The organism is Neotamlana laminarinivorans (assembly GCF_020523925.1).
GTDB lineage: Bacteria > Bacteroidota > Bacteroidia > Flavobacteriales > Flavobacteriaceae > Neotamlana > Neotamlana laminarinivorans.
In genome coordinates, this window is the sequence record NZ_JAJAPW010000002.1 from 67111 (window position 1) to 81516 (window position 14406).

Below are 14406 nucleotides of genomic sequence, written 5' to 3' on the forward strand. Positions count from 1 at the left end.
AACGTTACCAAAGTAAAAATAGTGTACAAAGCTAAAGCTTTTAAAAAGATGGTTTTTTATTAAAAACAAACAACACTAATATATTAATTTTATACCCATTTTGATTCTGATTGGGTAGCATCTAAAAGCTTTATATTAAATATTTCGGATATATATTTTGCGTTTTCAAAAGCATCATTAATTTCAGAAGTTCTGTAAGCTTCTATTTTTTTGTTTGTGTTATAAAATAAGTTTAATACAAAAATAGGGTTAGAAAAATTTGCAGATGCTCCCATGGCTTGAACACGTTTATTTTCTTTTGTTTTAAACACTGAAATATATTCAAGTTCAGGCAAATCTTTCCACGACCCAAATTTCAAGCCCATTATCCAATAAATTTCTCTAAATTTTTTTGAAGCTAAATCTATTTCAGAGCCTTCTCTTAACATCAAAAAAACGCCAATACCAGAAAGTATTAAATTAAAAACATTGTTAGTTACGGCTCCAAAAACACCAATAATAAAAAGAAAAGCACCAATAACTTGTTTAATTATTGATGCTTTTCTTAAATGTAATAAAGTTGTATTATGCATTCTTAAATTTTACAAATAGTTTTATTCTGCCTTTTTAGCCGAATCTTTTTGCCCTTCTTCAACTATATCCTTTATATCTTTTCCTTTTAAATATTCTGGTAACTCCATACCAGCCATATTAAACATATCTTGTAATGGAGGTACCGATTTATACATTCCAGACAAGAAATTTGCAGTAGATGATTTACCATCTTTATTTCCACCATTTTCCCAAACAGTAACTTTATCAATTTTAATATTTTTAATAGCTTCTGCTTGTGTTTTTACAAGTTCAGGTAATTTATCTGCAACTAAGAGTAATACAGCATCTTTAGAGTTGTTTCCAGCGGCTTTAACAATTTGGTCTAAACCTGCAGCTTGTTTAGTTAAAACTTCGTATAAACCTTTTGCTTCAGCTTGTGCTTTAAATAAAATAGCGTCTGCTTCACCTTTTGCACGTCGTCTAATACGTTCTGCTTCAGCTTCAGCATCAATTTCTGCCTTCTTTTTGTCAATTTCTGCTGGTACAATAACATCGGCCATTTGAGAAGAGCGTTCTCTCTCTGCTCTAGCTGTTTCAGCCTCTTGTTCTGCAGCGTAGGCTTCCTCTAAAGCTTTTGCACTTTGTACTTTTTCTGCGGCTATAGCAACACGTTCTGCCTCGGCTTCTCTTTGTCTACGTAAAGAATCAGAATTTGCTACAGCAATTTTTGCGGTATTTTCACCTTCTACCGCTTGTGCATTTGCGGCTGCAACTTGTGTTCTTTCATCTTGAACAGCATTAGCTTCACCAATAGAACCGTCTCTAGTTTTTTCTGCAACCGATTTACGTGCTGCGTTAATAGCATGTGCAGCGGCTTCTTTACCAAGTGCTTCAATATATCCAGACTCGTCTACAATATCTGTAATATTTACGTTAATTAATTTTAAACCGACTTTCTTTAATTCGGTTTCTACCGATTGCGAAATGTTAGTTAAAAACTTATCTCTATCGTTATTAATCTCTTCAATATCCATAGAAGCAACAACTAAACGTAGCTGTCCAAAAATAATTTCTTTGGCAAGTTCTTGCACATCGTTCATTGATAATCCTAACAAACGTTCTGCAGCATTTTGCATAACACCAGGTTCTGTAGAAACCCCAATTGTAAAGCGAGACGGCACATTTACACGAATATTTTGTTTAGAAAGTGCGTTTACTAAGTTAACTTCTATTGAAATAGGTGTTAAATCTAAAAACTCGTAATCTTGAATTACAGGAAAAATAAAAGCTGCACCACCATGAATACATTTTGCAGATTGACCGCCGCCAACTTTACCATAAACCACAAGAATTCTATCTGAAGGACAACGCTTATAGCGACGAATTAAAATAATTAAAAATAAAAAAATGAATAATACCGCAAAAATTAAGGTAAGCGGTAAGCCAAAATTAGTGCTCTCCTGAGCCATAAGTAATTTCATAAGGTTATTGTTTTGTAGGTTGTATTGGTTTAATTGTTTTATTTACTATTAAAATGCCATTGCTAGTTACATCAATTACTTTTATAATAGTTCCAGAAGCTAAAGGTTCTAATGCATCAGTTAGCGCATCTAGCTCACGTAAAGCACCTTGCACCCTAACACTAACCTTTCCCATTTTCGATCTATTTTCTCCTATAGTTAAATAAACTTCACCAACTGCTCCAATAGCATTTTTATAATTTAAAGTTCCACTATCTGCAAGTTTTTGCATAAAGTAAAACATAGCGGCCATAAGTGTCATCATAATTAAACCACATACAGTAGCAATAACAAAAACTAACGGTGTGGGTAAACCTGCTTCAGTACATGCTATACCACTCCAACCAAAAATGGTAAAGAAACCCATTAAATTTTTAAATGTTATAAACTGAAAACCAATACCCGAATCGGCTTCTATTTCTGCATCAACGCTATCAAAATCATCAGCATCTCCACCTGCAAAGGCTAGAATAACGACTATTGTAAAAATAAGAGACCCTATTACGGCAATAAGCCAAAAGAATTGAGAAATAAAATCTAAATTAGAGTACCAATCTAGCATAATTTGTAATTATAAATTAATAAATTAAATGTAAGCCTAATTGTACGAGATCGCAAACTATTTTAATTGTAAAAATCACAATACAATTTAACTTATAGTTAATTGATTTATTTATAAACACTTACTAAAAAATAAACAGACTCGATAAAGCACATAAAAGTATTATATAAAATCGTACGCTTATTAAGTATTAAAAAACAACATTTTGTTACAAATTAATAAGGTTATATTAATTATGGCATTACCCCAAAGTTTTGGGGTCGGGCTTTACACTAATAGTTTTGGCTCGATGCGCGCCTCGCCAAAAGCTAACCGCTGCAATCCCTAATGCGAGAAGATAGTTATTTTAAGTTTTTAGATTTGTTTTTAGCGTTTTCGTTACGCGCTATTTTATGCTCAGGGCGCGTCCATTTGGGTTTTTCACCTAAATCTTTAAAGTTAGAATCTTTAGCCTCAATTGTTTTAGGTTGCATTTTTTTGATAAAAGGCTTTTGCGGATTTAAACCCAGAAGTTCAAACATTTTCATGTCTTCATTAACATCGGGGTTTGGTGTAGTAAGCAGTTTATCGCCAGCAAAAATAGAGTTGGCACCAGCAAAAAAGCACATAGCTTGCCCTTCTTGGCTCATTTGGGTTCTACCAGCGCTTAAACGCACTTGAGTTTCTGGCATTACAATTCGTGTTGTAGCAACCATACGCACCATATCCCAAATAGAAACCGGTTGTTCATTTTCTAAAGGTGTGCCTTCAACAGCAACTAAAGCATTAATAGGTACAGATTCTGGCTGTGGGTTTAAAGTAGCTAAGGCTACAAGCATACCTGCGCGATCTTCAATACGTTCGCCCATACCTATTATACCACCAGAACAAACGGTAACATTGGTTTTTCTAACGTTATTAATAGTTTGAATTCGGTCTTCAAAACCACGAGTAGAAATGACTTCTTTATAATATTCCTCCGAAGAATCTAAATTATGATTATAGGCATATAAACCTGCTTCTGCCAAACGTTGTGCTTGGTTTTCAGTAAGCATACCTAAAGTACAACAAACTTCCATATCTAGTTTGTTTATGGTTCTTACCATTTCTAAAACATCATCAAACTCTTTACCGCCTTTTACATTACGCCATGCAGCGCCCATACAAACCCGAGAACTACCGCTTGCTTTAGCTCGTAAAGCCTGAGCTTTAACTTGTTGTACACTCATTAAATCGTTACCTTCTACATTAGTGTGGTAGCGTGCCGCTTGTGGGCAATAACCACAATCTTCGGGGCAACCACCGGTTTTTATAGATAATAAAGTACTTACCTGTACAGTGTTAGGGTCGTGGTGTTTTCGATGTACCTTTGCAGCTTCAAACAACAAATCCATTAAGGGTTTGTTATAAATTTCTAAAATCTCAGATTTTGTCCAGTTATGTTTAAAGCTGCTCATGATAATTAGTTTTTTAATTAAAGTTATATCGTAAACCAAAAAGTACGTTGCTTGGTGGCATTGGTACAAATCCGGCCTCAATATAATCGGCATCAAAAATATTATTAGCGGTAAAAGTGAATTCTAATTGTTTTAAGTTAACAGCTACTGAGGCATCCCAAACATTATAACTTTGGCCTGTGGCACGTTCAGCGTGTTTGTAAATAATATTCTGACTTACGTTTTTAAACAGTTGCGTGCTTAAACGTGTAGTAAAATGATGTTTTAAAGTGTTTAACGAATAGCGGGATAATGCTTCGTTTTGGTCTATAATATCATCTTCTAAATAATTATAACCAACGGCAATAGTTTGTTTGTAATTTGCAAGGGTAAAATTGTAGCCTAAATCTACTTCAATACCTTTTGTGTTTACTTCGGCAATATTGGTTGCTGTGTAAATTTCTACATCTGTAGTTGGCCTTACGTAATCAATTAAATTTTTAGCATCTCTATTGTAAACAGCTACAGCCGCATTAAATTTTTCTGAAAAGTATTTTAAACCAATTTCTTGAGCTAGGGCTTCTTCAACCTCTAAATCTTCGTTGCCTTGTGTTACAGGATCGGTATAATATAAATCGGTATAAGTTGGAACGCGATAGGTGTAGCCAATGTTACCGTAAGCTTTTAAATCATCTGTTATTTTTACCCCAACATCTATACCTGGAAAGGCATAAAAATCGAAATCTGAGAAATACGTTACGGCTACGCCAGGTGTTACATCTACAAGATTATTAAATAATTTAAAACGGTGCTCTAAAAATAGGTTGGTCATGAAACGCTCACGATTACCAAGATTATTACTACTAATGTAAATTTGAGACATATCTACCCCAAAACCTGTAATTCCTAAATTAGATTTGTATGAGGCATTAACTTCGGCTCCAATTTTATTGGTAATATGTAAGTTTCTGTACACCGTTGGGTCGTTACGCAGGTACACATACATATCTTGATTGCGTTTCCAATACACTCGAGGCGTAATGGTTAAATTATTTTTATTAAATGTAGTTGCAAAGGCTAGTAAACTATTTTGTGTTTCTTCGTATTGTTCTGTGGCACTTGCACTAGCGTAAAACCCATTAGCTCCAAACTTACGTTCTTGAAAAGTGGTTGTCATTTCTATAGCTTGTCCTGTTTTATTAAATACACTTTTAATAAAATAGTTGCTATTATCGTAATCGGAATTATAACGATACCCTTCCGATGAAAGCTTATCTATATGTACAATATGCGACGAGTTTTTTAAGCTAACTCCAGCAGTAACCCCTCCATTTAACTGCCCAAAAGAACCGGTTTCAATTTTTGCTGAAATACTATTAGCTACATTTTTTTTAGTGACAATATTTATAGCTCCAGTAAAAGCATTTTGCCCAAAAACACGCGCTGCTGGACCTTTAATTATTTCTATACGCTCTATAACTTCTAATGGTAAAGCTGCATTCATGGTGTGATGGCCCGTTTGTGCATCGTCCATTTTTATGCCATCAATTAATAAAAGTGTTTGGTCGAACCCGCCACCTCGAATGTATAAATCGGCCTGACTACCAGAAGTACCACGACGACGAATATCTACACCAGCAAATTGTTGCAAAACATCGGCAACATTGGTTGCGGCACTTTTTTTAATGTCCTCAGAAGAAACCACCGTTATAGTTCGAGAGTTTTCCTTAAACGGTAAATCAATTCTTGTAGAAGTAATAACAACTTCTTGCAACGAATCGGTTTTAACGGTTTCTTCTTGAGCACCGAGGTTGATAATAGTAAATAATATAAATGTAAAGAGTGAAAATTTAGTTTTCATTAGTTTGTTTTAATTTCATGCTGCAAAAATCGTAACTTTCCGGACGATTAAAATAGTCCAGTTTTAAAACAGTGAGTAGTCCGGTTAGTGATTTGTTAAAACAACTTATAAGTTTCGATAAAAGTTTATCGCAACCAGTGTATATACAAGTGTCTCAACAAATTATAAATGCCATACAGCGTGGGTATTTATCAAAAGGAAATAAACTACCTGGCACACGTGTTTTAAGTGAATTGTTGGGTGTTCATAGAAATACGGCTGTTGCTATTTACGACGAGTTAGCGTCGCAAGGTTGGGTAGAAATTATAGCTAACAAAGGCACTTTTGTATTGTTTCCGAAAGAGAATGCTACAAAAATAAAAGCTTCAGCAGCATCAATTAATAAAGCTTATCAATATTCTGATTCAACGGGATTTCCTTTTCAAAAATCGTTTCATTTATCGCCAACTACGCAATCTTCCGAAGCTAAATATAGCATTAACGATGGTAAACCCGATTTACGTTTACACCCAGTACATCAATTTTCACGCTGGTATAGCGCCGCAATGAAACGCAATACTTTGGTTAATAAATGGAACAAATCGAATAAAGCAAAAAACACATTATTTAAAACTCAATTATGTAATTTTTTAAATACTACACGAGGGTTTCATATTAAGCCTAATAATATTGTAAGTACACGAAGCACCGAAATGAGTTTGTACATTGTTTCTCAATTACTTTTAAAACCCAACGATATTGTTTTGGTTGGACAATTAAGTAACTATGCGGCAAATATGATTTTTCAGCAAGCCGGTGCCACTATAATAACTATTCCGGTTGATGAAAACGGACTGGATATTGAATACATAAAAACACATTTTATTAAAAACCGTATTCGCTGTATTTACATTTGTGCTAATCGCGATTACCCAACTACCGTTTCTTTAAGTACCGAAAGGCGTTTACAATTGATGCAATTAGCAAAAACTTATGGTTTCGCTATTATTGAAGACGATTATGATTACGATTTTCAGTTCGATGGTTCTGCTATGTTACCTATGGCAAGTTCCGATGCCAATGGTATGATAATTTATTTAGGAAAAATGGGGCAATCGCTGTTTCCTAGTTTTCAAACAGGGTTTGTTGTAGCGCCAGAAAATTTAATTTCTGAAGCAAAAAACTATTTGCAGTTACTTGACCAACAAGGCGATTTAATACAGGAGCAAATGCTTTTGGAATTAATTTACGAAGGCGAAATTTACAGACTCCTTAAAAAGAATATAGTAACCTATAAACAGCGTCGCGATGTGTTATGCAAACAATTGAAATTGCATTTAAAAGATATTGTAACATACAATATACCTAGCGGCGGATTAGCAATTTGGTTGCAATTTAAAACTAAAGTTTCATTAATTAAACTCGCTGAAGTGGCCCATGAGCATGATTTACTTTTGCCTAAAACTATTTTATACCAAGATAAAAATAACTGTGCGATTCGTTTTGGTTTTGGGCATTTAAATGAAGATGAGATTGAAATTGTAGTGAAGCTCTTAAAACAATCATATGATAAACTAATAAACAAATAGCAAAAAAAAATAAATTGTATTTTTGAACGAAACCATATTTTATTTTTATGAAGTCCTTAGTTTGTATTTTTCTATTTTTTATTTCCCTAACTGCATTTTCCCAAAACAATTACATTGTTAAAACCGAAGATGGCCGTCGTGTGTTACTTAAAGCCGATTTTACTTGGGAATACATCGATTTAGATGTACCTAAAGACCAAATTCCCGAAGTTAAAACTATAAAAAACAATGAAAATGCATGCCATTTTCAGCCAAATTTTATTGAACCAGAACTAGATAATAAAGTTCAAAATCAATTAAAAAAAGGGCGTGCAACTATAAAACATATTAAACAAAAAGTAGCTAAAGATTTTGAGTGTAACCCTGAAGACATAGTACTACTCGCTGTAAAAGAAAATAAAAAAACAGGAACTTATAAGTTTTGCGCCAACGGTGAAAAAGTGACTTATAAGCGTATTGGCCATAGCGTTGCAAAGAAAATAGAAGTGTTTTAGTTTTTGTAACTTATAATGTTATTTAATTTTGAGACTTCTTTATCAACCCATTTGTGATGGCCTCGTTTTCTGGCGTCGAGCAAATCAATATTTAATTTTTCTGAAAAGAATAAACCTTCGTTAATGGCTTCATCGGCATCTGTTAAAACCGCAAGGTTAAGTATGTCGTTTTTATTAAACCACATATTTATTTCATAACCATTTTGTGTTTTAAACACCGAGATGTATTCTAAGTTTTTCAAATCTTGCCAACTTTCGTTATACTTAAATAATCCTATTGAATAACTATGTTTAATTTTTAAATGTTGAAAATTAAAATGAATGTAATGGCGCGCAATTAGTGGTATAAGAAACACAAACAAACACCCAAATAACCAAACGAGAAAAGCTGCTAATGCTGATGCGTAATTTTTGGAGTAATCGTGTCGGAAAAACAGAGAAATACTATAAGTAAAAAATGCAGAAAACACTGCTGCTACAAAAATATTTAGTATCGATGATTTTTTTGGTTCTCTAATGGTAAACTCAATAGTATACATAGGCTATAAAAATAAAGTTAATAAAAAAGGCAGCCTAAATTAGACTGCCTTTTTCAAAAAATATTTTTAACTGATTAGTTACACATTGTAGAATAATCGTATATAAAGTTTTCAAACTCTCCCCATTTAGGGTCATCAGCATATTTTGCTAACACATCTGGACATTCAGAGAAAATTTCTGTCATATCTTTTTTATATTCTTTTTTCTTAATTCTCTTAGCAATTTTTTCATCTGCTTTTTTAATGTAATATGATTTATCTAACCCTCCTGCAAGAGTCATTCCTCCAATACCTATACTTGCTGTTTCCTTTGCAAATGGATCGTTATAAACTTTAATTTTTCCACTAAAAGTAGGATTCATTAACTGTAACATACAGTACTGTGTTTTCTTCTTTATTTGAACCTCAGAAGATTCCATAAAAATATAACCTTCATCAAGGTGCTCTGCATTTAACTCTCCGTCTTGAATTTTTGTAAGATCTGTTGATGCATCCATTTTTTGAGCTAACTTAGCTAATCCAGAAGGCGCTATATACATATGAGAAATATCTTCAGGGTTAATTTTTACTTTCTTTCCTCCGTTAACACTCTCTACTTTTAATTGGTCTATAAGGCCTTTTTTACGTTTAAAACTTTTTAAATAAACCGTGTATTCTGTACCATCTGCCATGGTAATAAATGCAGGTTTCTTTCTACTAAACCCTTCAAAAGCTGGTGAAAAATTTTGTGCAGCCGCTGAAAAACTCGCTACTACACATAAAAGCATAAGTAATTTTTTAAATGTCATTTTAGATTATTTTAAATTATTTCTGTGAAAATAATCTTTTTATAATACCATACTAACAGAAACTGTTTTTTTCAAACACAAAATGCATTTCATCGATAAAATAATATCCTGATAAGCAAAATCACAAAATTTAAAACATTTTGTAGTTTTAATACTACATACTTGTGTTGCCTTAATTATTACAAAAATAAACTGAAATAATTACCTTTACAGTCTATGTATGCATTAGTAGATTGTAATAATTTTTACGCCTCTTGCGAGCGCGTTTTCAACCCTAATTTAAACAAAAAACCTCTTGCTATTTTAAGCAATAACGATGGTTGTGTTATTGCTAGAAGCGATGAGGCTAAAACTTTAGGCTTACCCATGGGCGCACCTATTTTTAAATGGGATAGCTTTTGTAAAGCAAAAAATATTGCTGTGTTTTCATCTAATTACCCGTTATATGGAGACATGAGTAGTCGAGTTATGAAAATACTAGAGCAATTTACACCAGATGTAGAAGTATACAGCATAGATGAGGCCTTTTTACAGTTTAAAGGTTTTGAAAATTACAATTTTAATGATTACGGAATCCAAATACGAAAACGTATTTTAAAATGGACTGGAATACCAACTTGTGTTGGTATAGCCCCGACAAAAGCCTTAAGTAAAATTGCTAATAAAATTGCACGCAAATTTCCAGAAAAAACAGGAGGTGTTTACGTAATAAATTCTGAAGAACAACGAATTAAAGCACTTAACTGGATGCCCATTGAAGATGTTTGGGGCATTGGCCGAGGGTTACAAAAAAGTTTAAAAGCTAAAGGCTGTAAAAAAGCCATAGACTTTGTTAATTTGCCTGATGCTTGGGTACGTAAAAACTTTGGCACCACAGGTTTTAAACTAAAAAAAGATTTAGAAGGCATTGCTACACTACAACTAGATGAAATAAAAACTAAGCGCGCTATAGCTACTACGCGTAGTTTCGATTTTGCGTATGATGACTTAAATTATATAAAAGAACGTATATCTACCTTTGCTACAAATTGCGCCGAAAAATTACGTAAACAAAAATCTAGTTGCTATATGGTTTACGTAACACTACAAAGCGACAAGCATAAAAAAAACTTAAAACAACACCGAGTAAGTAATATGGTAAATTTACCTTACCCAACAGATTCTAATTTAATTATTAGCAAAGAAGCGGTTAATATGGTTACCAAAATGTTTAAAAAAGGAATTAAATATAAACGGGCAGGAGTTATAGTAATGGGTATAGTGCCTACAAATAATCATCAATTACAAATGTTTGATTGCGAAAATCCTAAGCATAAACCATTAATGCACACTATAGATGCTTTAAATACAAAATATTCTGATTATAAAATTAAACTAGCAAACCAAGATTTAACGCGAACCTGGAAAATGCGACAAGAACGCCTATCGCCACGCTACACCACTAAATTAAACGATATAATTGTTGTAAAATAACGCTTAAAAATGGTAAAAAGCATTCTTTAAATGCTCTATTTTAAAGGTTTTATTTGTTTTAACAATAGCAATAATATCAAACCGAACCTCAACATCTAAATTATTAACCGTTACGTATTCGTTAACAGCTTTTACTAAATTTTTAATTTGTTTTAGTTTTACAAAATCTTCAGGATTTCCAAAATTATTAGACGATCTTGTTTTAACCTCTATAATTGCTAAAACATCGTTTTTATTTGCTATAATATCAACTTCAGCTTTATCAAAACGGTAATTTCGTTCTACAATTTGGTAGTTGTTTTCAATTAAAAAATCTACTGCAAGTTGTTCACCTTTTTTACCTAACTCGTTGTGCTGTGCCATATAACAATATTAAATAGTAGTAGTTTTTATAAACTCTGCATAAACAAAACAAGATTAACTAAATAATTCATTAGCTTTATCGTAAACCAAATGCGACTCCCAACCACGATATAATAAATAGTCTATTAATTTTTTTTTATTCTTATGAGTATTACCATTTAACGTACTAGCCTTTTTTTCGGCTAAATCATTAAAAACCTCGATGTACTCCGTTTCGCTAATTTCCTTAAATGCTTCATTTATATTAACTTTACTAATGTCTTTTTTCTTTAATTCTAAAGATAAACGGCGGCGTCCCCATTTCTTAATTCTAAACTTGCCTCTTACAAATGTTTTGGCAAAACGTTCTTCGTTAAGAAAATTATGCTGCAATAAGTGCACTATAACGGTATCGATAGCTTCGGGAATCATGTGCATAGTTATTAGTTTTTGTCGCACTTCTTTATGACAACGTTCTTGATATGCACAATAATGCTCTAATTTTTTAATAGCTTCTTGTAGTGTATATGTTTTTTTGGGTTGCAACATGTGCCCAAAAATAAACATTGAAACCATAACATATAAAAATAAAACACCAAATCTGGTTAAAGATAAAACTTCTAGAGTAAAATACTTTAAGGTTTAATTTTCGGCAGGAAATCAATAACAAATAAAATCGGTTAAAATTTTCGATTTAATTGGCCACCAATTATATAACTTTAAAAGTAACAACGACACAGAAGCTTTTCAATTAAATAACTTAAAAAACAAAGTCTAAATATTTAAAATAGAGCTTGAAAACGGTTTAATAATAAATAAAAAAGCTATTAATAATTAAATATCGTTCCCTGAATTTAATTTACTAACCGCCATAGTACTTCTAGTTTTATGGCGGTTTTTATTTATAGAGTATATTGTAAAGCTATAATCAAATTGCGCCCTGCCGCTGCAATACCAGACGAGTATGTTTTGTATCGCTGGTCTGTTATATTTTCTAAACTTGCAGTTACAGTTGTACTAGGCGTTACTTGATATTGTGTACGTAAGTTTAGAGTGTACCACGATGGGCTGTATGGATTTCCGTTGGCATCAATGGCATAAATGTAATCCTTCTCTTGTTCAGATGGTGCTAATTGCAAATAGGAAAACCCATCGCTAAAATTTGTAAAAGCGTCCAGAGTAAATTTATTGTTATTCCAAGTAAAATGTGCATTTCCAAAATTTGGAGCAACATGTCTTGCTGGAACTTCAATACCTTCATCTTCTTCGGTACCACCAATTACATTGTATTGTGCAGTTAATTTTAATTTATTAGTAAAATTTACTTGTCCTCCAGCTTCAAACCCATAAATCCATGCTTTTGATGCATTTTGCATGGCTTGAACATTACTAAGCTCACCATTGTAAATAATTTCGGTTTCACCGTTTAATGTGTAATTGCGGCGTACTAAAGCGTTATCTAAATACGTGTAATAAGTGTTTACATCAAAAATAACTTTGTTATTAAAATTAAGCGTTACACCTAGCTCGCCACCATATGCATATTCTGGTTTTAAATTGTTATTTGGTACAACTACAGAACCTGGTTCAGAATCAAAAACCTTACCTATATCATCAATATTTGGTGCTCTAAATGCCGACGATGCATTTAATTTCCATTGTATAGTTTTATTAGGTTCCCAACTAAAACCTGCAGTTCCTGTTAAGGCATCTGATTCGTTTTCTGAACTTGTAAACGGTAAATTTAAAAACTCATTATTTTCTGTAAAATTAGCTTTACTGGTTACATAGTTATATCTTAACCCTGATTGAAATACAAATTTTGGATTAGGCTTATATTTTATACTACTGTAAATAGCAGCAGACTGCCAAGTGGCACCATTAGGGTAACGCGATACAGCGTCCTGAAACATATTTGTGTCTATAAATTGCGTTTCTCCTCTAGATTTTATTTTATTGTAAACATACTCTGCTCCATAAAAAAATTCGGTTTTGGGGCTAAGTGTTTTTTCTAAATCTATATTAAATGAAACTGCGTTTACGCCTTCTTCTGTAATATTCCGCTCTACTGCTTGATAATCGCGATCTATTCTGCTTTCTTTAAAATTTTGGTAAGCTAACGTTGCTTTTATTTTATCGTATAAATTAGAACTACTGCTTAATTTAGTTATTTGTAAGTTAGACATAAACCATTTTTGCGGCCCATAATTCCACTCTGCCGAACGCAATAAATTGTCTCTGTAACGAATTAGCCTATCGTAACGAGAATACTGGGAGGTTTCTGTGTAATATAATCCGAAATCGAAACTAAAATTGTTTTCTGGCTGAAACTTTACCTTCTGCATAAAATTCCATTGACTATAACCAGAAAATCTTTGAATTAAGGGATCGCTATTTTCTACAATTTCATCTCCATTTTCTGTAGTAACTACATATTCTGTTCTTAAATATTCTTCAGGACCGTGGCTTCCCATTTTTAAATCATCAAAATCATTAAAGCTAACATTGGTTAAAAATGCCCATTTTTTATATCCTAAATTAAAATCTATATGCCCGGTTTTTTCATTACTGGCAGTTGCATATCGAGCAATGGCATTACCACTAAATAACAAATTATTAGTAGCAGAAAATTGAGGTGTTTGCGTGTAAAAGCTCATTACTCCACCTATGGCATCGCTACCATAAATTACAGCACCTGCACCAAGTGTAACTTCGGTACTTTTAATTGATAACGGATCTATAGAAATAACGTTTTGCAAATTGCCACTTCTAAAAATGGCGTTATTCATTCTTACACCATCTACGGTTATTAATAAACGATTAGTTGAAAAACCTCGTATCATTGGGCTACCACCACCGTATTGACTTTTTTGCACAAACACATGTCCGGTTTGCTCTAATAAATCGGCACTGGTTTGCGGATTATTTAGTTTAATATCTTTGGCATTTAAGCTTATTATTTTTTGGGGTATATCGCGTTTACTTTGTTGAAATTTTGATGCAGATACAACAACCTCATCTAAACCTTGTGTGTTAGGCTCTAAATAAATTATGTTTGATTTTAAATCTGATTTTTTTAAATATTTTAATATGTGAGAAAGATGTTTTACATATATAATTTCTTGGTCTGAAAAGATAGAAATATTGGCTTCTCCTCTAAAATTAGTAACAACACTTTTTGATTTATCTGAGTTATATATAGCTACACCAAACAACGGTTCGTAGGTGTTTGAATTTAATACCTTAATTTGTTGGCCTTGAGAATAAATTGAAAAAATTAAGAAGGAAGCGAGGTAAAAATATTTCATTA

At 32.7% G+C, this 14406-nt stretch carries 13 protein-coding genes; 3 read left to right on the forward strand and 10 right to left on the reverse strand.

Translation table 11 applies throughout. The annotated features are described in order from the left end of the window. Positions 1 to 89 precede the first annotated feature (89 nt). The 5 genes from LG649_RS04105 to LG649_RS04125 all read right to left on the reverse strand — a co-directional run bounded on the left by LG649_RS04105 (position 90) and on the right by LG649_RS04125 (position 5892). The gene (locus LG649_RS04105; protein WP_226541234.1) at positions 90 to 572 is read right to left on the reverse strand and encodes a hypothetical protein; all 483 of its coding nucleotides are present in this window, start codon (positions 570 to 572) and stop codon (positions 90 to 92) included. 21 nt (positions 573 to 593) lie between these two features. After that, positions 594 to 2015: a flotillin family protein gene (locus tag LG649_RS04110; RefSeq protein WP_226541236.1), complete on the reverse strand. Its 1422-nt coding sequence runs from the start codon at positions 2013 to 2015 to the stop codon at positions 594 to 596. A gap of 4 nt (positions 2016 to 2019) precedes the next feature. Then, positions 2020 to 2616, reverse strand: coding sequence for a hypothetical protein (locus tag LG649_RS04115; protein WP_226541238.1), 597 nt, complete (start codon positions 2614 to 2616; stop codon positions 2020 to 2022). Positions 2617 to 2957: 341 nt separating this feature from the next. After that, positions 2958 to 4052, reverse strand: a complete 1095-nt coding sequence (gene bioB / locus LG649_RS04120; protein ID WP_226541240.1) for a biotin synthase BioB — start codon at positions 4050 to 4052, stop codon at positions 2958 to 2960. A 13-nt stretch (positions 4053 to 4065) separates the two neighbouring features. Beyond that, the gene (locus LG649_RS04125; protein WP_226541242.1) at positions 4066 to 5892 is read right to left on the reverse strand and encodes a TonB-dependent receptor plug domain-containing protein; all 1827 of its coding nucleotides are present in this window, start codon (positions 5890 to 5892) and stop codon (positions 4066 to 4068) included. Positions 5893 to 5963: 71 nt separating this feature from the next. On the opposite strand from LG649_RS04125, the gene LG649_RS04130 reads away from it, so the two are divergent. Both LG649_RS04130 and LG649_RS04135 read left to right on the forward strand, forming a co-directional pair. Then, on the forward strand, positions 5964 to 7460 hold the full coding sequence (locus tag LG649_RS04130; RefSeq protein ID WP_226541243.1) for an aminotransferase-like domain-containing protein: 1497 nt from the start codon (positions 5964 to 5966) through the stop codon (positions 7458 to 7460). 47 nt (positions 7461 to 7507) lie between these two features. After that, positions 7508 to 7954 carry a DUF3157 family protein gene (locus LG649_RS04135; protein WP_226541245.1) on the forward strand — a complete coding sequence of 149 codons (447 nt, stop codon included), beginning with the start codon at positions 7508 to 7510 and terminating at the stop codon, positions 7952 to 7954. On the opposite strand, the gene LG649_RS04140 is transcribed toward LG649_RS04135, so the two are convergent. Both LG649_RS04140 and LG649_RS04145 read right to left on the reverse strand, forming a co-directional pair. Continuing rightward, positions 7951 to 8493, reverse strand: coding sequence for a hypothetical protein (locus LG649_RS04140; RefSeq protein ID WP_226541247.1), 543 nt, complete (start codon positions 8491 to 8493; stop codon positions 7951 to 7953). The two genes, LG649_RS04135 and LG649_RS04140, sit on opposite strands and share 4 nt — an antisense overlap. Positions 8494 to 8567: 74 nt before the next feature. Further along, the gene (locus LG649_RS04145) at positions 8568 to 9281 is read right to left on the reverse strand and encodes a hypothetical protein (RefSeq protein ID WP_226541249.1); all 714 of its coding nucleotides are present in this window, start codon (positions 9279 to 9281) and stop codon (positions 8568 to 8570) included. A gap of 216 nt (positions 9282 to 9497) precedes the next feature. Between LG649_RS04145 and LG649_RS04150 the strand changes: the two genes are divergently transcribed. Then, the gene (locus tag LG649_RS04150) at positions 9498 to 10754 is read left to right on the forward strand and encodes a Y-family DNA polymerase (RefSeq protein ID WP_226541251.1); all 1257 of its coding nucleotides are present in this window, start codon (positions 9498 to 9500) and stop codon (positions 10752 to 10754) included. Between the two features lie 3 nt (positions 10755 to 10757). On the opposite strand, the gene LG649_RS04155 is transcribed toward LG649_RS04150, so the two are convergent. From LG649_RS04155 to LG649_RS04165, 3 genes are all read right to left on the reverse strand, one after another. After that, entirely contained in the window at positions 10758 to 11117 is a 360-nt protein-coding gene (locus LG649_RS04155) for a YraN family protein (RefSeq protein ID WP_226541253.1), read from the reverse strand. A gap of 54 nt (positions 11118 to 11171) precedes the next feature. Further along, positions 11172 to 11672 (reverse strand): regulatory protein RecX, encoded by a 501-nt coding sequence (locus LG649_RS04160; RefSeq protein ID WP_226541255.1) that lies wholly within the window; start codon positions 11670 to 11672, stop codon positions 11172 to 11174. A gap of 326 nt (positions 11673 to 11998) precedes the next feature. After that, positions 11999 to 14404, reverse strand: coding sequence for a TonB-dependent receptor (locus tag LG649_RS04165; RefSeq protein WP_226541262.1), 2406 nt, complete (start codon positions 14402 to 14404; stop codon positions 11999 to 12001). Between the last annotated feature and the right edge of the window lie 2 nt (positions 14405 to 14406).

Bases quoted from the DNA above. Each gene is read 5' to 3' on its own strand.
- LG649_RS04105 (WP_226541234.1), bottom strand. From the start codon at position 572: ATGCATAATACAACTTTATTACATTTAAGAAAAGCATCAATAATTAAA.
- LG649_RS04110 (WP_226541236.1), bottom strand. From the start codon at position 2,015: ATGAAATTACTTATGGCTCAGGAGAGCACTAATTTTGGCTTACCGCTT.
- LG649_RS04115 (WP_226541238.1), bottom strand. From the start codon at position 2,616: ATGCTAGATTGGTACTCTAATTTAGATTTTATTTCTCAATTCTTTTGG.
- bioB (WP_226541240.1), bottom strand. From the start codon at position 4,052: ATGAGCAGCTTTAAACATAACTGGACAAAATCTGAGATTTTAGAAATT.
- LG649_RS04125 (WP_226541242.1), bottom strand. From the start codon at position 5,892: ATGAAAACTAAATTTTCACTCTTTACATTTATATTATTTACTATTATC.
- LG649_RS04135 (WP_226541245.1), top strand. From the start codon at position 7,508: ATGAAGTCCTTAGTTTGTATTTTTCTATTTTTTATTTCCCTAACTGCA.
- LG649_RS04140 (WP_226541247.1), bottom strand. From the start codon at position 8,493: ATGTATACTATTGAGTTTACCATTAGAGAACCAAAAAAATCATCGATA.
- LG649_RS04145 (WP_226541249.1), bottom strand. From the start codon at position 9,281: ATGACATTTAAAAAATTACTTATGCTTTTATGTGTAGTAGCGAGTTTT.
- LG649_RS04150 (WP_226541251.1), top strand. From the start codon at position 9,498: ATGTATGCATTAGTAGATTGTAATAATTTTTACGCCTCTTGCGAGCGC.
- LG649_RS04155 (WP_226541253.1), bottom strand. From the start codon at position 11,117: ATGGCACAGCACAACGAGTTAGGTAAAAAAGGTGAACAACTTGCAGTA.
- LG649_RS04160 (WP_226541255.1), bottom strand. From the start codon at position 11,672: ATGGTTTCAATGTTTATTTTTGGGCACATGTTGCAACCCAAAAAAACA.
- LG649_RS04165 (WP_226541262.1), bottom strand. From the start codon at position 14,404: ATGAAATATTTTTACCTCGCTTCCTTCTTAATTTTTTCAATTTATTCT.